This window comes from Nocardioides eburneus (assembly GCF_040838215.1).
GTDB lineage: Bacteria > Actinomycetota > Actinomycetes > Propionibacteriales > Nocardioidaceae > Nocardioides > Nocardioides eburneus.
The window spans coordinates 34,725-55,390 of the sequence record NZ_JBFPJR010000011.1; the positions used below are offsets into that span (position 1 = coordinate 34,725).

Below are 20,666 nucleotides of genomic sequence, written 5' to 3' on the forward strand. Positions count from 1 at the left end.
GGGCATTCTGGCCTAGTCGCGCGGTGTGCCCGAATCGGGCTCCCGGATCTGCCGCTTCGTGGAAGGCTCCGGTGAGGCAACGGTCTCCGTCTCCGCCCGCGCCCCGACCGGGGCTCCGTGGCGGTCCTCGGCCTCCGCCGCGAGCCGGGCGAGCAGCGCGTCGACCTCGCTCATCCGATAGCCCCGGAGCGTCACCGAGAAGCGCACCCGGCGCAGGTCGGCCGCCCCGAGGGGGCGGTCCGCCGGGACGAGCGCGTCGGGGCGGTCGCCGTACTCCTCCGCCATCGGCGCACCCACTCCGGCCGCCACGAGCGCCACGCCCCCGAGCGCGAGGACGATGAGGACGGCGAAGAGCCAGATCACTGGTCCCGAGCCTTCACCATGAGCGCGACCGCTTCCTCGACGTCGTCGGTCAGGGTGAGCATGTCGAGGTCGGTGTCACCCATCCGGCGGTCGGCGACGACGGAGTCGCGCAGCCAGTCGATGAGGCCGCTCCAGTGCTCGACGCCCATGAGGACGATCGGGAACTGCGTGATCTTCTGGGTCTGGACCAGCGTCATCGCCTCGAAGAGCTCGTCCAGGGTGCCGAGCCCGCCCGGCATGACGATGTAGCCCTGGGAGTACTTCACGAACATCGTCTTGCGGACGAAGAAGTAGCGGAAGTTGAGCCCGAAGGTCACGTAGTCGTTGAGCTGGTCCTCGAAGGGCAGCTCGATGCCGAGGCCGATGCTCTGGCCACCGGCGTCGCGAGCACCCTTGTTGGCGGCCTCCATCGCTCCCGGGCCGCCGCCGGTGATGACCGCGAACCCGGCGTCCGCGAGGGCGGAGCCGACCTTCTCGCTCAGGGCATACATCGGGTGGTCGGGCGGGGTGCGCGCCGACCCGAAGACCGCGATCGCGGGACCCACCTCGGCCAGGTCGTTGAAGCCCTCGACGAACTCGGCCTGGATCTTCAGGACGCGCCAGGGGTCGGTGTGGACCCAGTCGCTCTCCCCGCGCGAGTCGAGCAGCCGCTGGTCGGGGGTGCTGCCGGCCGGTCGTCCCTGCGTGGGGCGTGGACCGGCGCCGGAACGACGGGTCATGCTTCTCCTCCCAGCCACGTGCGCAGCACGCGCTCGCAGCGCTCGATGTCAGCGATCGGCACCCGTTCGTCCTGCTTGTGGGCGAGCAGCGGGTCGCCTGGGCCGAAGTTGACCGCCGGCACCCCGAGGACCGTGAAGCGTGCCACGTCCGTCCACCCGAACTTCGGGCTCGGCGCACCGCCCACGACCCCGAGGAACTCCTTCGCGGCCGCGCGGTTGAGGCCCGGCAGCGCGCCGGGGGCGCTGTCGACGACCGTCACGTCATAGCCGCCGAAGAACTCCCGCACGAACGCCTCGGCCTCGGCCTCGGAACGGTCGGGTGCGAACCGGTAGTTGACGGTCACGACGCACTCGTCCGGCACGACGTTGCCGGCGACTCCGCCCGAGACGAAGACCGCGTTGAGCCCCTCGTGGTATTCCAGCCCGTCGATGACCGGGCGGCGGGCGTCGTACGCCTCCAGACGGCGGAGCACCTCGCCGGCCCGGTGGATCGCGTTGCTGCCCATCCAACTGCGGGCGCTGTGGGCGCGCTCGCCGCTGGTCCGGACCTCGACCCGCAGGGTCCCCTGACAGCCGGCCTCGACGCCGGCGTTGGACGGCTCCATCAGGATCGCGAAGTCCGCGGCGAGCAGCTCCGGGTCGCTCGCGGCGAGCTTGCCGAGGCCGTTGTGGACCGCCTCGATCTCCTCGGCCTCGTAGAGCACGTAGGTGACGTCGCGGTTCGGCGCCCGCAGCTCGGCAGCGAGCTTCAGGATCACGGCGTCGCCACCCTTCATGTCACAGGTGCCGAGGCCGTGGAGGTAGGTCCCGTCGTTGCGGCACGGCAGGTTGTCGTTGAGCGGCACCGTGTCGAGGTGGCCCGCGATCACGACCCGCTCGGGCCGGCCGAGCTCGGTGCGGGCCACCAGGGTGTTGCCCCGGCGGGTGAGCGTGAGGTGGTCGTAGGCCGACAGCGCCGCCTCCACCGCGTCGGCGATCGCCTTCTCATCGCGGCTCACCGACTCGATGTCGACCAGCTGTTGGGTCAGGGTCACCACGTCCGTGGTCAGGTCGAGGTGGGGCTGGTTCTCGGTCACGGGACTAGTGAACCAGCCGCCCTCGAGGTTGTGAGTGCCAACGTGGTCGATAGGCCGCGCTGGCACTCACAACACCGGTCGTCATCAGGCCTTGGCGAGCGCGACGGCCGCCTTCTCGCCGTCGCCCACAGTGACCTCGGTGGCTTCGCCGGGCCCGGCCGCCTCCACCACGTCGTACGACGTCGCGAGGGTCTCACTGGCGATCAGCTCGGCGTGCGTGGTGGCCGCGGCGCGGACCGCCTCGCCGCCGGCGACGACCAGCGAGATCCGGTCCTCGACGTTGAGGCCCGCGTCCTTGCGGGCCTGCTGGACGGCCCGGACCAGGTCACGGGCGAGGCCCTCGGCGGCGAGCTCGGGCGTGACGACGGTGTCGAGGACGACGAAGCCGCCGTGGGCGAGCATGCCGACCGCGATGCTGTCGTCGGCTGCTCCGGCGACGGTCTCGAGGGAGTACTCCCCCTCCCGTAGCGCGAGGCCGCCGGAGGTGACGGTGCCGTCCTCCGCCACGGACCAGTCACCGGTCTTCGAGCCCTTGATCGCGAGCTGGACGTCCTTGCCGAGCCGCGGCCCGGCGGCACGGGCGTTGACGGTGAGGCGCTGGGTGACGCCGTACTTCTCCGCCTCGGGGTCGTCGGCGGCGAGCAGCCGGACCGACTTCACGTTGACCTCGTCGGCCACGATGCCCTCGAACCCACCGATCTCGGTGCCGACCACGGTCAGCCCGCCCAGCGGGAGCCGGTTGCGCAAATGACGCGCCTTGCGCAGCGCGGACGTCGCCGAACAGACCGCGCGGACGTGGTCCATCCGCGCCACGAGGTCGTCGTCGGCCGGCAGGTCCTCGACGCTCGGCCAGTCGGTGAGGTGCACCGAGCGGCCGCCGGTCAGACCCCGCCAGATCTCCTCCGTGGTCAGCGGCAGCAGCGGCGCGACCACACGGGTGGTGGTCTCGAGCACGGTGTAGAGCGTGTCGAAGGCGGCCTGGTCCTCGTCCCAGAAGCGGTCGCGCGAGCGGCGGATGTACCAGTTCGTGAGCACGTCGAGGAAGCGCTGCGTCGCCTCGCAGGCGTCGGCGACGTAGTAGAGGTCCATCGCCCGGGTCATCTCGGCGACGTAGTCGCGCAGCTTGGCCAGGATGTAGCGGTCGAGCGGATCGGTCGACGCCGTCGACCAGGAGCCCTCGATCCCTCCGCCGTCTCCGCCGGTGTTGGCCCCCGCCGAGTTGGCCCCCGCCGAGTTGGCATAGAGCTGGAAGAAGTACCAGCTGTTCCACAGCGGGATCATCACCTGGCGCACCGAGTCGCGGATGCCCTGCTCGGTGACGATCAGATTGCCGCCGCGCAGGATCGGGCTCGACATCAGGAACCAGCGCATCGCGTCGGCGCCGTCGCGGTCGAAGACCTCGGAGACGTCGGGATAGTTGCGCAGCGACTTCGACATCTTGTTGCCGTCCGAGCCGAGCACGATGCCGTGGCTCACGCACGAGCTGAACGCCGGCTTGTCGAAGAGCGCCGTCGCCAGGATGTGGAGGGTGTAGAACCAGCCGCGGGTCTGGCCGATGTACTCGACGATGAAGTCACCCGGGAAGTGGTGCTCGAACCAGTCGGCGTTCTCGAAGGGCACGTGGTTCTGGGCGAACGACATCGAGCCGGAGTCGAACCACACATCGAGGACGTCGGCGACTCGACGCATCATCGACCGGCCGGTCGGGTCGTCGGGGTTGGGCCGGACCAGCTCGTCGACGTAGGGCCGGTGCAGGTTGGGGTTGCCGTCCTCGTCGCGCGGGAGCGTGCCGAAGTCACGCTCGATCTCCTCGAAGGAGCCGTAGACGTCGAGCCGGGGGTACGCCGGGTCGTCGGACTTCCACACCGGCACCGGACTGCCCCAGAAGCGGTTGCGGGTGATCGACCAGTCGCGGGCGTTGGCCAGCCACTTGCCGAACTGGCCGTCCTTGATGTGCTCGGGCACCCAGCGGATCTGCTGGTTGAGCTCGAGCATGCGGTCCTTGAACTTCGTGACCTCGACGAACCAACTGCTGACGCCCTTGTAGATCAGTGGGTTCCGGCAGCGCCAGCAGTGCGGGTAGGAGTGCGTGTAGGTCTCGCGCCGCAGCAGCACCGTGCCCGGCGTGACCGCCCCGGACCGCTCGCCGCGGGTGGTCGCCTTGAGGTCGTCGATGATCGCCAGGTTGGCGTCGAAGACCAGCAGGCCGGCGTACTCGTTCACCGGTGCGGTGAACTTCCCGTCCTTGCCGACCGGCATCACCGGCGCGATCCCCTCGCGGTCGGTCACCTCCTTGTCGACCTCACCGAAGGCGCCGGCGGAGTGCACCAGGCCGGTACCGTCCGTCGTCGTCACCGCCTCGTCGGCGGCGACCACGCGGAACGCGTTCTCATGGCCGGCGAAGTAGCTGAACGGCGGCGCGTAGGTCAGCCCGAGCAGGTCGGCGCCGGTCCCCCGCCAGAGGATCGGCGGCTCCGCTCCGTCCTCGAGGTCGGGAAAGAGCTCGCGCTTGTACGCCGCCAGCCGGGCCGCCGCGATGACGAACCGCTCCCCGTCGCGATCGACGGCGACGTACTCGATCTCGGTGCCGACCATGACGGCGAGGTTGCTCGGCAGCGTCCACGGCGTCGTCGTCCAGATGAGGAGCTTCGCGCCCTCGAGCTCGCTGCCCGGCGTCGTGATCGTGAAGCCGACGGTTACGGCCGGGTCCTGCCGGTCCTGGTAGACGTCGTCGTCCATCCGCAGCTCGTGGTTGGAGAGCGGGGTCTCGTCGTTCCAGCAGTACGGAAGGACGCGGAAGCCCTCGTAGACCAGGCCCTTGTCGTAGAGCGTCTTGAACGCCCAGATGACCGACTCCATGTAGTCGGGGTTGAGCGTCTTGTAGTCGTGGTCGAAGTCGACCCAGCGCGCCTGCCGGGTGACGTAGTCGCGCCACTCGTCGGTGTACTTCAGCACCGAGGCCCGCGCGGCGGCGTTGAACTTGTCGATCCCCATCTCGTGGATCTCGTCGGTCGTCTTCAGTCCGAGCTGGCGCATCGCCTCCAGCTCCGCCGGCAGGCCGTGGGTGTCCCAGCCGAAGCGACGCTCGACGCGCCGCCCGCGCATCGTCTGGTAGCGCGGGACGATGTCCTTCACATACCCGGTCAGCAGGTGGCCGTAGTGGGGCAGGCCGTTGGCGAACGGCGGCCCGTCGTAGAAGACGAACTCGTTGCTGCCGTTCTCACCCGCCTCACGCTGGTCGATGCTCGCCTGGAACGTGCCGTCCTTCTCCCAGTAGGCGAGGATCCGCTCCTCGATCTCGGGGAAACGGGGGCTCGACGGGACGGTCTTCGACTCGTTGGTCGTGACCTTGGGGTAGGCCATGGGCGGCATCTCCTGCGGCTGGTCTGTGGTGCGTCGGCTCAACAACCACAGGGACGACTCACGCCGCGGTACCACCCTGCTTGCGATCCCCTGCTCGGGAGCGCCACTTCGTTCCTGGCTGTGACGGGCCTACCCGCCGGGTTCTACTGGGACCTCGGTGATCGAGCCGATCGAGGTCTGTTCTTCCCGGGGCTCGCCGCTGATGACGGCTCAGACGCCTCTGGTCCGATCGTACGGCGTCGGCGGCTGCTTCGGCGAAACCGATCGGCGTACGCTCGTCCGCACGCGGTCGGGAGGCGCGGCAGAACCCCACCATCGCGGAACTGTGCGGGGCTCCGGACGCAGGGATGCCCGCACCCTCCCGCCGTGGCGGGAACGTGCCTGCTTCCGGGACGAGTAGGACCTCTCAGGCGCCCCCTCTAGACTCCTCCCCCGTGACTTCCGCTGCCTGGGGCTTCGCCCTGACGACGTACGCCGCCGACAAGACTGTCCTCGACGTGTGGTTCCCCAGCCCTGCGCTGGGTGAGAAGCCCGCCGACGCCGAGGCGCCCGCCGAGCTCACCGCGCTCGCAGGGAGCGACGACCTGCGCGGGGTCACGAAGGCGGTCGAGCTGGTCGAGATCAAGGACCTCGACTCGGCCCCGGAGACCACCCAGGACGTCTGGCTCCGACTGCACCTGCTCTCCCACCGGCTGGTGCTGCCGCACGGCCTGAGCCTGGACGGCCAGTTCGGGCTCCTCACCAACGTGGTGTGGACGAGCGAGGGTCCCTGTGCGGTCGACGGCTTCGAGCTGACCCGCGCACGCCTCAAGGCAGCCGGGCGCCACGTGACCGTCTACAGCGTCGACAAATTCCCCCGGATGGTCGACTACGTGCTCCCGTCGGGCGTGCGCATCGGCGACGCCGACCGGGTTCGCCTGGGCGCCCACCTCGCCGAGGGCACGACCGTCATGCACGAGGGCTTCGTCAACTTCAACGCCGGCACCCTCGGCTCCAGCATGGTCGAGGGCCGGATCTCCGCCGGCGTGGTGGTCGGCGACGGCTCCGACGTCGGCGGCGGCGCCTCGATCATGGGCACGCTGTCCGGCGGGGGCAAGCAGGTCATCTCGATCGGCGAGCGCTGCCTCCTCGGCGCCAACGCCGGCATCGGCATCTCGCTCGGCGACGACTGCGTCGTCGAGGCCGGCTGCTACGTCACCTACGGCACCAAGGTCACCCTCGCCGACGGCTCCGTGGTCAAGGCCGCCGAGCTCTCGGGGGCGTCCAACGTGCTCTTCCGCCGCAACTCGATGACCGGCGCCATCGAGGCCGTCGCCCGGAAGGGCGAGGGCATCGCCCTCAACGCGGCCCTCCACGCCAACTGACGGCCCCCGCCGTCGTATGCCATGAAGAAGCTCGGCATCGCCATCCTGGTGATCGCCGTCCTGGGCGCCGGCGCGGTGATCGCCCTCCAGAAGGCCACCCACAAGCTCGACGACCTCCTCCCTGACCCGGAGGTGTGTACGGCGAGCGTCGACGGCCACTCCGCCGAGCTCGACCCCGAGCAGGCGGAGAACGCGGCGCTCATCACCGGCGTCGCGGTCAAGCGCGGGCTGCCGGCGCGTGCGGCGACGATCGCCCTGGCGACCGCGATGCAGGAGTCGAAGCTCTACAACCTCACCAGCGGTGACCGCGACTCGCTGGGCCTGTTCCAGCAGCGGCCCTCGCAGGGCTGGGGCACGGAGAGACAGATCCTCGACCCGGTCCACGCCACCAACGCGTTCTACGACGCGCTGGTCCGCATCGACGGCTACGAGACCATGGTGATCACCGAGGCGGCACAGAAGGTCCAGCGCTCCGGCTACCCGGAGGCCTACGCCGCGCACGAGCCCGACGCCCGCGTCCTCGCCTCCGCGCTCACCGGCTGGTCCCCGCACGCGTTCGCCTGCCGGCTCGACGACCCGTCGGCCGGCGCGGGCAAGCCGCGGGTGCTGCGCAAGGACGTCACGGGCCTCTTCGGCGCCCTCGTCGGCGCCGTCTCCCAGCGCGGCCGCCAGGTCACCATCACGGTGCCGTCCGGGAGGAGCCAGGACGTCCACGGCTGGGCGATGACGTCGTACGTCGCCGCCCAGGCGCAGCGGCTCGGCGTCCGCGCTCTGGAGTACGACGGCCGGCGCTGGACCACCGGGAAGGACGGCGGCTGGGTCGCCGACGACACCGCGGGACCCGACCGGATCGTCGTCACGCTCAGCTGAGCCGCGAGGAGGCGCCCGCCGTCAGGCGTTGAGCAGTGCGAGGGCAGCGGCGACGAGCGCCACCCCGGCGGTCAGCAGTCCCTGCACCCAGGTCAGGACGCGACTGGCCGGCCGGTCGCCACGCTCCCCGGCGCGGCCTCGCGCTCGGGCGGCCAGACCGAGGACGAGCGCGAGCCCGAGACCGGCGGCCGGGGCCGCGGTCGGCCAGTAGCGCGAGCCCGCCACGTGGACGAAGGGCTGCACGAGCAGGCCCCCGAGAAACAGCTTGAGCCCGATGCTGAGCAGCTGGGCGTCGTACGACCGGCGCGTGACGAGGAGGAGGACCGCGACACCGCCGAGGATCACCGGCCAGAAGAGCCAGCCCGTCACGCGGGTGATGAAGGTGAGCTGGCCGACTGCGGCGTCGTGCGGACCGTGCAGCACCTCGGCGTAGCCGGCCGGCTCGCGCAGGTAGTTCTCGAAGTCCGTGACGACCTGGTCGGCGTAGCGGTGGGGCGTCAGGCCGCGCAGTGCGTACGACGCCATCTGGCCCTGGACCTCGACCTCGCTGTGCCCCGTGGCGCGCGCCACCTCCCGCGAGTAGCGCACGGGCCCGAACCACATCGTGCTGTCCGGATCGCACGGCCCGTAACACATCAGGGTGGGGTCGCCGAAGGTGTTGCCGAGCCCGAGTGGCACCGAGGTGGTGGTCACCACCCGGCCACCGAGCGCGTGCGACGCACCGATCGACCACGGCAGCAGCAGCGCCACGAAGACGACCGCGGAGAGGGCGAGGGCGCCGAGCGCACGCCGGCGCTCACCCCGGCGGGTGCGACCGCGCAGCAGCCAGAGGACCGCGAGCAGGGCCGCGGCGGCCATCCCCGCGAGCAGCGGCATCGTGCTGCCCCGGACGTAGAGCGAGCCGACCGCGACCAGACCGAGGAGCGCCCCCTGGCGCAGCGTCGGGACGTGGCCCGCCGCGAGGCCGCGGACGACCGCGACGAGCCGCGTGACCAGGAGCACCAGGAGGATCCCGGCGGGCATGTCGCCGTACATCGTGGCGCCGAAGAGCACCCACATCGGGATCAGGCCGGGGATGACGGCGACGACGACGGCGTACCACGGACCCAGGACGCGGCGGACGTCGAGCAGCGCGGCGATGAGGAGGAGCGTCGTGACGACGCTGACGTAGAGCCGCACCTGGCCGATGTCCGCGTGCGGCAGCACCAGCAGCAGCGGCGTCATGAGCAGCGGTGTGCCCGGCATGAACCAGCCGTTGCCGACGACGTTGTCGCGCAGCTCCGCGCCGTGGGGAGCGTGGAGCGACACCAGGTCCCGCACGAGGTTGGAGAGCGCCCGGGCGGCGTCGAGGTAGTACTTCTCGTCGCCGATCGGGGTGCGCTCCTGCACCCGGGTCCACATCACCCAGGCGAGCACGAGGTGCGACGCCACGAGGACGAGCAGCAGCAGGTCCGCCCGTGATCGGCGCGGCCGGCTGACCGCGGCCACGCTCTCCTTCTCCAGGACGGCGGTCACGGCGCGGCCGTCCGCTTCGTCGAGGCCGGGTCCGCACAGGTCGGGTCGGCCGGGCGCTGGTCCGCCACCCGCGGCAGGGTGAGGACGACGGTGCCGCGCACGATCGAGCCGGCGGGCACGCCGTCGAGCGGGGTGACTACCGCGGCGCCGGCCGGGAGCCCGGCCGCCGACAGCTCGGCGTCGAGCATCCGCCGCACCGTCGCGGCGTCCCGCTCGTCGTACTGCAGGACGAGGCGGCGGTGGGGCCTCGGCGTCGCGACGTCGGCGTCGCTGCGCACCTGGTAGGGGAAGTCGAACCGGAGCCCGGCAGGCAGCGGGTAGCAGCCGTTCGCGAGCGCGTCCGCTGGCACGGGCGGCCGGTAGTCGGCGGTCGGCTCGGCGCGCCCGAACCTCGGGCTGAGCGCGACCACCACCACTGCTACGAGAGCGACTGCCCACCCCAGGATCCGCACGACGGTCACCTTAGCCACGGCCACATGAGCGGCCGATGAAGCCGGCACGGACGCCCGCCGACGCTCGGGAGGCGGGAGCCACCCGTCGAGGAGCGTCAGGCGGTCAGTCGCGCGACGGCGGCGTCGACGCGCTCGTCGGTGGCGGTGAACGCCACCCGGACGTGCTCGGCGCCGGCGGGACCGTAGAAGTCGCCGGGCGCCGCCAGGATGCCGCGCTCGGCGAGCCAGGCGACGGTGTCCCAGCAGCTCTCGCCACGGGTCCCCCACAGGTAGAGCGACGCCTCCGAGTTGTCGATGGCGAAGCCCGCGTGGGCGAGAGCCGCCTGCAGCTTGGCCCGGCGGGCGGCGTAGACGGCGTGCTGCTCCTTGGCGTGCTGGGCGTCGCCGAGCGCCGCCACCATCGCCGCCTGGATCGGGTCGGGCACCATCATGCCGAGGTTCTTGCGGACGGCGAGCAGCTCCCCCAGCACGGCCGGGTCGCCGGCGACGAACGCGCAGCGGTAGCCGGCGAGGTTGGAGCGCTTGGAGAGCGAGTGGACCGCGAGGAGGCCCTCATGGGAGTCGCCGCAGACGCTCGGGTGGAGGACCGAGATCGGCTCCGCCTCCCAGGCGCACTCGAGGTAGCACTCGTCGGAGACGAGCAGCGTGCCGCGGTCGCGACACCAGTCGACGACCTTCTTGAGGTGCTCGACCGGGAGCACCCGGCCCGTCGGGTTGGACGGGCTGTTGAGCCAGAGGATCCGCGGGCGCTCCGGCCCGATCGCGGTGAGGCTGTCGGTCGCGAGCGTGCGGGCCCCGACGAGTGCGGCGCCGACCTCGTAGGTCGGATAGGCCAGCTCGGGGTAGACGACCAGGTCGCCGGGGCCGACGCCGAGGTGGAGCGGCAGGCTCGCGATCAGCTCCTTGGAGCCGATGACCGGGAGGACCCCGTCGAGACCGAGGCCCGTCACGCCGTGGTCACGCGCGAGCCAGTCGATCGCGGCCTGGCGGGTGGCCACCTTGCCGATGGTGACGGGGTAGCCGTGCGAGTCGGCGGCCGCCTTGAGCGCGTCCTGCACGACCTGCGGCGTCGGGTCGACCGGGGTGCCGACCGAGAGGTCCACGATGCCCCCGGGGTGCTGGCGCGCCGTCGCGGCGTACGACGTCAGCTTGTCCCAGGGGAAGTCGGGGAGCCTCCCCGAGATCGGTCGGTCGGCGAGCGTCATCGGTGGATCAGTGGTCCTGGTTCTGCGGCTCGAGGGCGGCGATCATCGGGTGGTCCTTGTCGATCTCGCCCATCTTGGCGGCACCGCCCGGCGAGCCGAGGTCGTCGAAGAACTGGACGTTGGCGTCGTAGTACTCCTTCCACTGCTCCGGCGTGTCGTCCTCGTAGAAGATCGCCTCGACCGGGCAGACCGGCTCGCACGCACCGCAGTCGACACACTCGTCGGGGTGGATGTAGAGCATCCGCTTGCCCTCGTAGATGCAGTCGACGGGGCACTCATCGACGCAAGCCCGGTCCTTGACGTCGACACACGGCTGGGCGATGACGTAGGTCATGCGGGTCCTCCATCTGGGAGGCCCTCTGCGCGGGGGCAGAGGGCCCTGCGGGTCACGGTAGGGGGCCAGCCTAGTATCCCGACGTGCCCGCACATCTCCTGGGACCGCATGTCGTCGGGCAGCGGGTCGTCGTACGTCGTCTGCTGCCCGGCCGGACCGGCCCGACCGGTGGCCCCGCGTTCACCGACCTGCTCGGCGTCTGCCTCTCCTGGGGCGACGGGGTCGCCGTCATCGAGCCGGCCTCGGGAGAGCCGGTCGAGGTGCCGATCTCCCTCATCGTCTCCGGCAAGCCGGTGCCGCCGCGGCCCTCCGTGCGGGGTCGGGTCTCGGCGCGCGCGGCGGAGCTTCACACCGCCGCGCTGGTGCGCGGCGTCGAGACGACGGTGCTCGGTGACTGGCAGCTGCGTCACGAGCCGGCCCCCGTCGGGCGAGTGCGGTCCCGCTTCAACTCCTGCCTCGCGATGGGCGACCCGGGCCTGCCGGCCGCCGCCGCCCTCGACGACGTCACGGCCTTCTACACCGCGCGCGGGCGTACGCCGCAGGTGCAGGTGGAAGCCGACGCCGACGTGGAGGCGGCGGTGCGCTCCCTGGGCTGGGCGCCCGTGCCGGGCAAGGACGCGCTCTTCCTGCTCGCCTCCCTCGCCCAGGTACGCCGCCGGCTGCCGCCCATGGCCGAGCAGCCGCGGGCCGACATCGACGGTGTCTACCTGTCCGTGCGCACGCCCGCGGCCCACGGCGAGGCCGGTCTCGACGGCGACTGGCTCGGGCTGCACGGCCTGGTCGTCGAGCCCGAGCACCGCCGGAAGGGGCTCGCCCGGGCGGTCATCGCCGCGCTCCTCGACGCCGGCGCCGAGCACGGCGCCACCACCGCCTGGCTCCACGTCGAGACCGACAACGCGCCGGCGATCGCGCTCTATGAGTCGCTCGGGTTCGTCGAGCACCATCGCTGCCGCTACTACACCGCACCGCAGGCTGACTGACGCGTCGGTCAGCGGCAGTCGACCTCGTCCTGAGGGATGTAGGTGGTGTGCAGCTTCTCCGTCTTCGCGACCGCCGACGACCCCGGCTTGTGGAAGTAGCGCCACACGTCGATGGAGAACCCGTCGGCGCCCGAGGTGGTCTCGCAGTTGCCGCTCAGGGTCTGCTTCTTGTAGGGCGTGAAGGCGTAGCGCGCCCCGGTCCGCGTGGTGATGTCCCAGACCTTGGTGGACCACAGCGACACCGTCACCGATCCCTGGGACGACGGGGTGGCGGGGTCGATGAAGGCGTGCACGAGAACGCCGTACTTCGTGTCGTTCTTGAACTTCAGGTCGACGCTCGGCCAGGCGACGGTGGCCTCCCGACCGATCGGGTAGCGGGAGATGTAGAGCGAGTGCGGCTTGTGCTCGACGTCCTCGAGGCCGGCGAAGAAGGCCGCGTTGAAGGTCGTGGTCGCGAGTTGGGAGACACCGCCACCGAGGTCGGACTTGAAGACGCCGTTCTGGATGGTCCAGCCCTCGGTGAAGCCGTTCGCCCGGGTGCGCTCCCCCACGATGCCGTTCAGCGAGAAGGTCTCCCCCGGCTTGAGCACGGTTCCGTCGATGAGGTGCGCCGCACGACCGATGTTGACGTTGCGGTAGTTCGCGTAGGGAAAGTGGGTGGTGAACTCCGAGACCTTCCGGGTGATCCGCAGCGCCCGGGCGTCGGCGGTGGTGAACTCCGGCTCGGCCACGGTCGCGCGCACCTTCTGGGTGCGCCGGCCATCGGGGCGGGCGACGAGGTCGAGGAAGACCTTGGCGACCTCGTCGGGGTCATAGCTGACGCCCGGCTTGGCGGGGATCACGCGCGGCTTGCCGCGGACCAGCCGCACTGTGGCGTTGACCGGGGCGCTCCGGTCGCTGGCGAGGCCACGGCCGACGAGGGTGCGCAGTCGCCTCTCGTTCAGGGCAGGCTTGAGGGTGCCGTCCTCGGGGACGAGCGACAGCGCGCTCGCATAGCCGCGTGGCGCGATCCGCACCGGTGACCTGCCGAAGACCAGCGTGACCGGCGCGCTCATCGCCGGGTTGGCGAAGTCGTCGACGGCCGTACGGACGTCGGCGTCGTCGATGGCGGGCGCGATGTCGCGGAGTCCGAGCCGGACCCGGCGGCCGTCTCCGGTGGCGAGGTAGGCCGACCGGAGCGCCTCGCCCAGCCGCGTCGGGTCGACCCCGCGGCCGGTCACCGGGTCGGTGACGCTCACCTGCGCACCCCGGAAGCTGACCGCGCCGTCCGTCGCCGGCCGCCCCGCCTTCTCGTCGATCCTCGTCGCGACGGCCGCCAGCCTGGTCCGGTCGACCCGGACGACGGGCGTGAGGTCGCGGCCGTCGGTGTAGTGGCTCCACAGCCTGCGCGGGTCCCAGCTGCGGGTGGCCGCGCCGGTGTCGACCGTCGCGCGCGCGTCGAGGGAGAGGCCGGCCTCCGTCGGGTCGACGCTCACCTCGGTGCCCTCGACCACCACCGTGATCGGCTGCGCCATCCGGCCGGCGAGCGCGTCCTGCAGGTGGGCGGCGGCCGCGGCCGGCGTACGGTCGCCGACGTCGACGCCCGCCACCGACGTGCCGTGCGGAAGCTCGTCGCCGGCCGCATAGTAGGCCGCCGCCCAGCCCCCGCCGACGAGCAGCGCCAGGACGAGGACGACGACGAGGACGGCCTTGCCGCCGGCGTTCTCCTTCACGCGGGCAGCGTAGGCGACCGCGCCGCGCCGGGCCTGGACGTCGGCCGTGTCCCTGCGCCCGGGCTAGCGCGATCGGCGCCGGCCGACCGGGAGGGTGGCCAGCGCGCCCACCAGGAGCACGAGCCCGACTCCGATCAGCAGGTAGCCGGGCGCGTCGGAGGCGACGGCGTAGTCCCCCTCGGGTCGGGGGACCATCGCCAGCCCGAGCGCGACGAGCCAGCCGACGGCGTACGACGCACGCGACCAGAGTCCGGGCGGGAGCGCGACCAGCGCGGCGAGCGTGGCGACGGCACCGAGCGCGAGGCCCCACCAGCGTGCGTGCAGCGCGACGGCGGACAGGCCGACGACGAACCCGGCGCCGAGCAGGCCGAGGGCGGCGGCCGCCCGAAGGCCGGCCCGGCGGGTCACAGCCCTGCGAAGAGGTCGGTCTCCAGGCCGTCGGGACCGACCGGACCCAGCGTGCCCTTCGCGATCCGGAAGTGCTCGGTACCCCAGACCTGGTTGCCGAGGTTGTTGGAGAGGGCGAAGAAGGGGCCGTCGACGGTGATCTGGGTCGGGTAGGCCCGCATCGCGGCCATCTTCTGGTCCGCGTAGGCCGTGGCGTCCACCGCCGCCGCGAGGTCCTCGTCCGGGGTGGTCATCGGGAGCGGCCCCTCGGGGTCCAGGCCCTCGAAGGCGGTCGTGTCGCCCGCCGCGCGGACGGCTCGCAGGCCCTCGCGCATCCGGCCCTCCGACATCGCCAGCCAGTAGATCTTGGTGATGTCCCAGGCCTCGCCGAGATCCTTGCGGTAGGACGGCACCGCGGCGAGTTGGGCGGCGTACATCGCGACGCGGTGGGCCTGGATGTGGTCGGGGTGGCCGTAGTTGCCGAACTGGTCGTAGGTGACCAGCACCTGCGGCCGCACCTCGCGGACGATCGCGACGAGATGGTCGGCCGCCTGGGTCAGGTCGGCCTTCCAGAACGCGTTGTCGTGGAGGGTGTCCGCGGGAATGGCGTAGCCGTCGGGGTGCCACTGCATCCCGGAGTCACGGTAGGTGCCGAAGCCGCCGAGCCAACGGTGGTCGATCATCCGCCCGTCGGGCGTCGCGAGCGCGGCCATCGCGTCGGCGATCTCACCCTTCCGGTGCTCGCCGAGACGGTCCTCCCGGTCGGCCGCGAGGTGCTCCAGCTCGGGCACGAGGATCTCGCCCATCTCTCCGGCCGTGCAGGTCACCAGCGTGACGCCGCGCCCCTCGGCGAGGTATTTCGCCATCGTCGCGCCCGTCCCGATCGTCTCGTCGTCGGGATGGGCGTGGACAAGGAGGAGGCGCTGCTGCGGTTCGGTCACGACGACGATCCTAGGCGGGCGTCCACGCCTACCGGTCGGGGCGCTTGACCCGTCTCGGTGCCGTGGGCAGGTCGAGCGGCTCCGGGGCGAGCGAGCCGTCGGGTCCGTCGTCGCCAGGAGCGTCCAGCCAGCCGTCGTACTCGTCGACGAGGAGCTCCAGCACCAGCAGCGGCGCGTCCGTGACAACCGCCCAGGGGTGGTCCTCGTCGTCGTCCTCGCCGTGGTAGCGCTCGCGTACGACGTCGGCCGACCACCCCTCGGCACGCAGCTGGGCGGCGGCCGACCGGGCGTCGTCCTCCTCGAAGAAGATCCCCCGTGGCGCGTGGGACGTCGCGGTCAGCGCGTCGGCGAGGTGGGGCAGGAAGGGCCGGTCCGGCGCGAGCCAGTCGACCTCGTCGAGCTCCTCGGCGGTGAGCCAGCGGAGCAGGTCGTGCTCGCGCGGCCGCGGCTCCCCGGCGGTGAGCCGGGCGGTCGCCGCCCGGAGGACATGGCTCTCTCCGATCGGCGCCTCGCCGGGCAGCCAGTCGAGCACCTCGACGACGCAGCCGAGCTCCTCGCCGATCTCCCGGACGAGCGCGGCCTCGGGCGTCTCCTCGGGCTCCACCTTGCCGCCCGGCAGCTCCCAGCGGCCCGCCGTCTCGGGCGGGGTCGTCCGCCGCGCCGCCAGCACCCGCTCCCCCGTCGCGTCCAGGATCGCTGCCGCCACCACGATCGCGCGCTCCGCCATGTCGCCCATTATCCCGATCGGCCCTCCCGCTCAGCAGCGGTGCGCGCGCGTCCAGGCGACCAGATCTGCGGTCTCGTTGGACATGATGCCGTCCACGCCGTCGGCGCGGAGCCGGTCCCACGCGGTCGTCGTGTCGGCGACCCAGGGGATCACCGCGATCCCGGCGGTATGGAGCCGGCGGACCAGGCGCGCGTCGACGAGGGCGTACGCCGGCAGCAGCGCCTGCCCGTGGAAGGAGCGGACGTAGGCGACCGGATCGGCGGGCAGCCGCGTCACCAGCCCGGCGCGCGCGATCTGGGGCGCCAGGTCGGCGGCGTACGCCAGCGCCTGGGGGTCGAACGACTGCAGGACGGTGTGGCTCACGAGGTGCGCCTTCTCGATGAGGTCCACGACGATCTTGACCTGCGCCCGGGTCCAGCCGGCCTTGAGCTCGGGCATGATCCGCACCCCCGTGCGCTGGGCGAACCGGACGATCCGGGCGAACGTCGGCACCCGCGTGCCGGCGTACGACCGGGAGAACCACGACCCGGCGTCGAGCCGCTCCACCTGCGCGAGGCTGAGATCGGAGACCGGCCCGGTGCCGTCGGTCGTGCGGTCCACGGTGTCGTCGTGCATCACGACCGGGACGCCGTCCTTGGTCAGATGGAGGTCGAGCTCGAGGTAGTCACTGCCCAGCCGCTGCGAGCGGCGCTCCGAGGGCAAGGTGTCCTCCGGGGCCTCCCGTGGGGCGCCACGGTGGCCGATCGCCAGGCCGGCGCAGCCGGGCCGGACGAGCGGGATCGGGCCGGCCGCGGCGGGCTGGGAGACGGACGCGCCCGGCGCGCCATCGGTCGCCGGACCGCAGGCGGTCAGCGCCGCGGTGAGGGACACCGCCGCCGTCACGGCGGCGAGGCGGACGCGCGTCGGGCTCACCGCAGCCTCACCGGACGCGCGGCAGTCGGGCGAGCTGGCGCCCCTGGGCGACGAGGCGACCGGCGGAGTCCCAGACCTCGCAGTCCTCCTCGAACATCCCGCCCGCGAGGTGGCGGGTGGCGTGCACGACCTGCAGCCAGCCGGGCGCTGGGCGGTGCCGGACGTGGCAGGTCAGCTCCAGCGTCGGCGCCCAGCCGGGCATCCCGAAGTCGAAGGTCACCGGCGGCAGCGCGTCGATCACCTGGAGCAGGCTGAGCGGGTCGGGCTCGCGACCGTCGGCGAGGCGGTACCACGCACTGATCCGGCCCTGCTCGGTCGGCGCGCCCACCGCCCAGCCGACCTGCTCGGGGTGGAAAAGCATGTCGAACCGCTCGAGCATCGGCGCGGTCCGTCTCATCCTGTCCGGGGCCAGGGAGGCGGCGAGGCACTGCTCGCGCGGGGGCAGGTCCGGCGGGACGGCGGTCACGTGCTCGAGCGGTTCGCCGGCGGCGTGCAGGGCCGCCAGGTCGCCGTACGTCGCGAGGACGGTGAGCCGCAGGTCGTCGCCCTGCCACAGCTCGGCGATCGCCGTCGCGAGCGAGCGGCCGTCGCGTCGTACGTCGATCCGTACCTCCGCGGGCCCGGGGGTGCTCGCGCTGGCGTAGGTCGCACTCATCGTGATCGGGTCCGGCTTGGTGGGGAGGTGCTGCCGGAGCGCGCTTGCGACGACGGCGAGGAGGTAGCCGCCGTTGACGCCCCCACCGACCACCCAGCCGGGCGCCAGCTCCGCGGCGTAGGTGTCGACACCGTTCTTGTTCACCGCGATGTCGCGATCGAACTCGCTCATGGCTGCCACGCGAGGCAACCTATCCGGCAGGATGGCCGGCGTGGACCAGCGACCCTCCGACCGCTCTCCGCATCGTCATCCGCACTGGGTGTACGACGTCGGCGACGAGCCCGACCCACGCTTCTCGCTCGCCAACGAGCGCACCTTCCTCGCCTGGGCGCGTACGGCGCTCGCCGTCCTTGCCGGCGCGGTCGCCCTGCACTCGCTCGACGTGCCGGCCACGGGCTGGCTGCGGACCACGGTCGTCGTCATCCTGGTCGTGCTGGCGATCGTCTGCACGGTCATGTCGATCCTCCGCTGGGCCCGCGTCGAGCGCGCGATGCGGCTGCGGCAGCGCCTGCCCGCCTTCACCGCGGGCTTCGTCCTCGCCGGGTCGCTCGTCGTCGTCGGCGCGCTGCTCGGGATCGCCCTGCTGCTCGACTGACAGCTGCTCGAGTGGGGCCTCGCCGGGTTCCGCGGGCTATCGTGCGCGCATGCCAGAGCCCTCGCTGCCCTCCGTCGCCCTGGAGAACGAGGTGGTGCGGCTCGAGCCGCTCAGCCCGGCCCATGTGGCCGCGTTACGTGTGGCCGTCGACGCCGACCGCTCCTCGTTCGGCTACACCGCCGTGCCGCAGCCTGACGAGGTCGAGGCCTACGTCGCCGACCGTCTGCGGGTCGTCGAGCGGGGGCGGATGGCGTCGTTCGTCCAGATCGAGGCGGCCACAGGCACCGTCGTCGGGCACACGACCTACTGCGGCCCGGTCTGGGTGAAGGGCATGCTCCGTGCGATCGAGGTGGGCCACTCCTGGCTCACGCCGGCCGCCCAGGGAGGCGCCGTGAACACGGCGAGCAAGCTGCTGCTCTTCCGACACGCGTTCGAGCGTTGGGGCGTCGACCGCGTCCAGCTCACCACCGACGCCCGCAACGAGCGCTCCCGCCACGCGATCCTTGCCGTCGGCGGCCTCTTCGAGGGCGTCGCCCGCCGCAGCGGCCTCTCCCGTGTCCCCGGCGAGGAGGGCCGGACCCGCGACACCGCGGTCTTCTCCCTGATCAGCGACGAGTGGCCGGCGACCCGCGCCCGGCTCGAAGCGCGGTTGGCGTCGCGCGTCTGACGATGGGGCCGGGGCACCGACGCCCGGCGGGCGCCGCCCGACCTGGCCGTGCCTGAACAGATTTCTGTTCAGCGCCAACGGCGCTCCGCCGAGGGCGCATCGGAGCCGCATCGGCCACCGTCGCCCTCGTCTCGGCAAAGAGTGTGGCGAGAGCCGCCCGTCCCTCGTGGGACGCGGCGGCTTTGCCTACACTCTTTGCTCTGTCCGGCGTACCCACAGCGCCGTCCGCCCGCAGCCCCGAGCGCCCGGACCGCGACATCGGAGGCATCGCGCGCCGGCGCGTTCCCTACTGTGTCCCCATGGCCCGACTCCGACCGACCCCGCCGGGGCTCCTCGAGGCGTTCCGCGCCCACGAGCAGGCGCTGGCGAGCAACGACGCCGAGACGCTCGACCGGCTCTATGCGCCCGGCCCGGCGACGCTGCTCGGGGACGACACCGGCCTGCTCGTCGGGCACGACGCCGTCCGCGCCTGTTTCGCGACGGCGAACCGCGGCGCCCAGCGCCACCTCGTCCAGACCCACGTCCAGGTGATCGACGACGACCACGCCCTCGTCGTGGCCGTGACCGAGCTGACCCGCGGCGGCCGCGGGCTGCAGACCCAGCTGTGGGCACGCGACGAGGTCGGTCGGTGGCAGGTCACCGCCGCTCACCTGAGCACCCCGCCGCCGGCGTACGACGCCAGCATCTGGCGCCTGGTCGGCGACCCGCTGGTGCCGCCGACCGTCGGGCTCGAGCAGGAGGCGCCGCTGTCGGGCGAGACCGTGGCGGTCAAGGACGTCTACGCCGTGGCCGGCCAGCGGATCGGGGCCGGCAACCCCGAGTGGCTCCTCCACGCCGCGCCGGAGCGTGCGCACGCCGGCGTGGTGCAGCGGCTGCTCGACGCCGGCGCCGCGGTCCGAGGTGTCGCCCGCACCGACGAGCTCGCCTACAGCCTGGCCGGCCAGAACGTCCACTACGGCACCCCACCGAACCCGAAGGCGCCGCACCGTCTGCCCGGCGGCTCATCCAACGGCTCCGCGGCCGCAGTGAGCCTGGGCCACGCGACGATCGGCCTCGGCACCGACACGGGTGGCTCGATCCGGGTCCCGGCCGCCTACCAGGGGCTCTACGGGATCCGCACCACGCACGGCGCGGTGGACCGGACCGGGGTGCTGCCGCTCGCGCCGAGCTTCGACACCGTCGGCTGGCTGACCCGGTCGGCGTTCCTGCTGCAGGCGGTGGGCGATGTGCTCCTGCCGGAGGCGCCCACCGGGTCCGCCACGCGTGACCTCGTCACCGTCCCCGCCCTGCTCGCGCTCGCCGAGCCCGACGTCGCGGCCGCGGTCCGCGACGCCACCCCCGCCGACGCCAGGTCCGAGGACTGGCCGCTCGGCGACCTCGACGTGTGGCTGGCCGCGTTCAGCACCTGGCAGGCATGGGAGGCCTGGCAGGCCCACGGGGCGTGGCTGGAGTCCCGGCTCGACACGCTCGGTGCCGACGTGCGCGGCCGGTTCGAGCGCGCCCGCGACACCGACGCGACGACGGCCAAGGCCGCGAAGGCCACCGTCGACCGGGCCTGCGACCAGATCCGCGACCTGGTCGGCGACCGTGTCGTCGTCCTGCCCAGCGCGAGCTCGGTCGCGCCGTCGGCCGCCGACGCCCAGCAGGCTCGGGACGCCACCCTCCGGCTGACCTGCCTCGCGGGTCTGGGCGGCCTGCCCGCCGTGAGCCTGCCGCTCCGCACGGTGCGGGGCCTGCCCGCCGGCCTCTGCCTGCTCGCGGCGCCCGGTCGCGACCGCGACCTGCTCGCGATGGCCGCCGAATGGCCCGCCGCCGCGGCCCGGAGATGA

General features: G+C 72.5%; 20 protein-coding genes. 6 read left to right on the plus strand and 14 right to left on the minus strand.

What is annotated here, in order from left to right; genetic code table 11:
- Positions 1-12: 12 nt before the first annotated feature.
- From AB3X52_RS08100 to ileS, 4 genes are all read right to left on the minus strand, one after another.
- Positions 13-363 (minus strand): DivIVA domain-containing protein, encoded by a 351-nt coding sequence (locus tag AB3X52_RS08100; protein ID WP_367993095.1) that lies wholly within the window; start codon positions 361-363, stop codon positions 13-15.
- Entirely contained in the window at positions 360-1,082 is a 723-nt protein-coding gene (locus tag AB3X52_RS08105) for an LOG family protein (RefSeq protein ID WP_367993097.1), read from the minus strand. Before AB3X52_RS08105 ends, AB3X52_RS08100 begins: the two co-directional genes overlap by 4 nt.
- The gene (dapE, locus tag AB3X52_RS08110; protein WP_367993098.1) at positions 1,079-2,158 is read right to left on the minus strand and encodes a succinyl-diaminopimelate desuccinylase; all 1,080 of its coding nucleotides are present in this window, start codon (positions 2,156-2,158) and stop codon (positions 1,079-1,081) included. The genes AB3X52_RS08105 and dapE overlap by 4 nt, the downstream gene beginning before the upstream one ends.
- An 84-nt stretch (positions 2,159-2,242) precedes the next feature.
- On the minus strand, positions 2,243-5,521 hold the full coding sequence (gene ileS / locus AB3X52_RS08115; RefSeq protein WP_367993100.1) for an isoleucine--tRNA ligase: 3,279 nt from the start codon (positions 5,519-5,521) through the stop codon (positions 2,243-2,245).
- Positions 5,522-5,955: 434 nt separating this feature from the next.
- On the opposite strand from ileS, the gene dapD reads away from it, so the two are divergent.
- Complete coding sequence (gene dapD / locus AB3X52_RS08120) at positions 5,956-6,885, plus strand: 2,3,4,5-tetrahydropyridine-2,6-dicarboxylate N-succinyltransferase (protein ID WP_367993102.1); 930 nt, start codon at positions 5,956-5,958, stop codon at positions 6,883-6,885.
- Positions 6,886-6,906: 21 nt separating this feature from the next.
- A complete protein-coding gene (locus tag AB3X52_RS08125) occupies positions 6,907-7,755 on the plus strand; it encodes a hypothetical protein (protein ID WP_367993104.1) in 849 nt (282 codons plus the stop codon).
- 21 nt (positions 7,756-7,776) lie between these two features.
- Here AB3X52_RS08125 and AB3X52_RS08130 read toward each other — a convergent pair whose 3' ends face one another.
- From AB3X52_RS08130 to fdxA, 4 genes are all read right to left on the minus strand, one after another.
- Positions 7,777-9,270: a hypothetical protein gene (locus AB3X52_RS08130; RefSeq protein WP_367993106.1), complete on the minus strand. Its 1,494-nt coding sequence runs from the start codon at positions 9,268-9,270 to the stop codon at positions 7,777-7,779.
- Positions 9,267-9,740 carry a hypothetical protein gene (locus AB3X52_RS08135; RefSeq protein WP_367993108.1) on the minus strand — a complete coding sequence of 158 codons (474 nt, stop codon included), beginning with the start codon at positions 9,738-9,740 and terminating at the stop codon, positions 9,267-9,269. Before AB3X52_RS08135 ends, AB3X52_RS08130 begins: the two co-directional genes overlap by 4 nt.
- Before the next feature lie 77 nt (positions 9,741-9,817).
- Positions 9,818-10,927 carry a succinyldiaminopimelate transaminase gene (gene dapC, locus AB3X52_RS08140; RefSeq protein ID WP_367993110.1) on the minus strand — a complete coding sequence of 370 codons (1,110 nt, stop codon included), beginning with the start codon at positions 10,925-10,927 and terminating at the stop codon, positions 9,818-9,820.
- A 7-nt stretch (positions 10,928-10,934) separates the two neighbouring features.
- A complete protein-coding gene (gene fdxA / locus AB3X52_RS08145) occupies positions 10,935-11,261 on the minus strand; it encodes a ferredoxin (protein ID WP_367993112.1) in 327 nt (108 codons plus the stop codon).
- Between the two features lie 83 nt (positions 11,262-11,344).
- Between fdxA and AB3X52_RS08150 the strand changes: the two genes are divergently transcribed.
- Positions 11,345-12,241, plus strand: coding sequence for a GNAT family N-acetyltransferase (locus AB3X52_RS08150; RefSeq protein ID WP_367993114.1), 897 nt, complete (start codon positions 11,345-11,347; stop codon positions 12,239-12,241).
- An 8-nt stretch (positions 12,242-12,249) separates the two neighbouring features.
- Here the strand turns inward: AB3X52_RS08150 and AB3X52_RS08155 are convergent, their stop codons facing one another.
- The 6 genes from AB3X52_RS08155 to AB3X52_RS08180 all read right to left on the minus strand — a co-directional run bounded on the left by AB3X52_RS08155 (position 12,250) and on the right by AB3X52_RS08180 (position 17,746).
- Positions 12,250-13,953, minus strand: coding sequence for a VanW family protein (locus AB3X52_RS08155; RefSeq protein WP_367993116.1), 1,704 nt, complete (start codon positions 13,951-13,953; stop codon positions 12,250-12,252).
- Positions 13,954-14,016: 63 nt separating this feature from the next.
- The gene (locus AB3X52_RS08160; RefSeq protein ID WP_367993118.1) at positions 14,017-14,361 is read right to left on the minus strand and encodes a hypothetical protein; all 345 of its coding nucleotides are present in this window, start codon (positions 14,359-14,361) and stop codon (positions 14,017-14,019) included.
- Entirely contained in the window at positions 14,358-15,281 is a 924-nt protein-coding gene (mshB, locus tag AB3X52_RS08165; protein ID WP_367993120.1) for an N-acetyl-1-D-myo-inositol-2-amino-2-deoxy-alpha-D-glucopyranoside deacetylase, read from the minus strand. The genes AB3X52_RS08160 and mshB overlap by 4 nt, the downstream gene beginning before the upstream one ends.
- A gap of 28 nt (positions 15,282-15,309) precedes the next feature.
- Positions 15,310-16,008, minus strand: coding sequence for a (deoxy)nucleoside triphosphate pyrophosphohydrolase (locus AB3X52_RS08170; protein WP_367993122.1), 699 nt, complete (start codon positions 16,006-16,008; stop codon positions 15,310-15,312).
- A gap of 30 nt (positions 16,009-16,038) precedes the next feature.
- The gene (locus tag AB3X52_RS08175) at positions 16,039-16,920 is read right to left on the minus strand and encodes a glycerophosphodiester phosphodiesterase (RefSeq protein WP_367993124.1); all 882 of its coding nucleotides are present in this window, start codon (positions 16,918-16,920) and stop codon (positions 16,039-16,041) included.
- 7 nt (positions 16,921-16,927) lie between these two features.
- Complete coding sequence (locus tag AB3X52_RS08180) at positions 16,928-17,746, minus strand: thioesterase family protein (RefSeq protein WP_367993125.1); 819 nt, start codon at positions 17,744-17,746, stop codon at positions 16,928-16,930.
- A gap of 40 nt (positions 17,747-17,786) precedes the next feature.
- On the opposite strand from AB3X52_RS08180, the gene AB3X52_RS08185 reads away from it, so the two are divergent.
- The 3 genes from AB3X52_RS08185 (at position 17,787) to AB3X52_RS08195 (ending at position 20,666) form a co-directional block, all read left to right on the plus strand.
- Positions 17,787-18,170 carry a YidH family protein gene (locus AB3X52_RS08185; RefSeq protein WP_367993127.1) on the plus strand — a complete coding sequence of 128 codons (384 nt, stop codon included), beginning with the start codon at positions 17,787-17,789 and terminating at the stop codon, positions 18,168-18,170.
- Positions 18,171-18,219: 49 nt separating this feature from the next.
- Positions 18,220-18,837 (plus strand): GNAT family N-acetyltransferase, encoded by a 618-nt coding sequence (locus AB3X52_RS08190; RefSeq protein WP_367993129.1) that lies wholly within the window; start codon positions 18,220-18,222, stop codon positions 18,835-18,837.
- Between the two features lie 299 nt (positions 18,838-19,136).
- Positions 19,137-20,666, plus strand: a complete 1,530-nt coding sequence (locus AB3X52_RS08195) for an AtzH-like domain-containing protein (protein WP_367993131.1) — start codon at positions 19,137-19,139, stop codon at positions 20,664-20,666.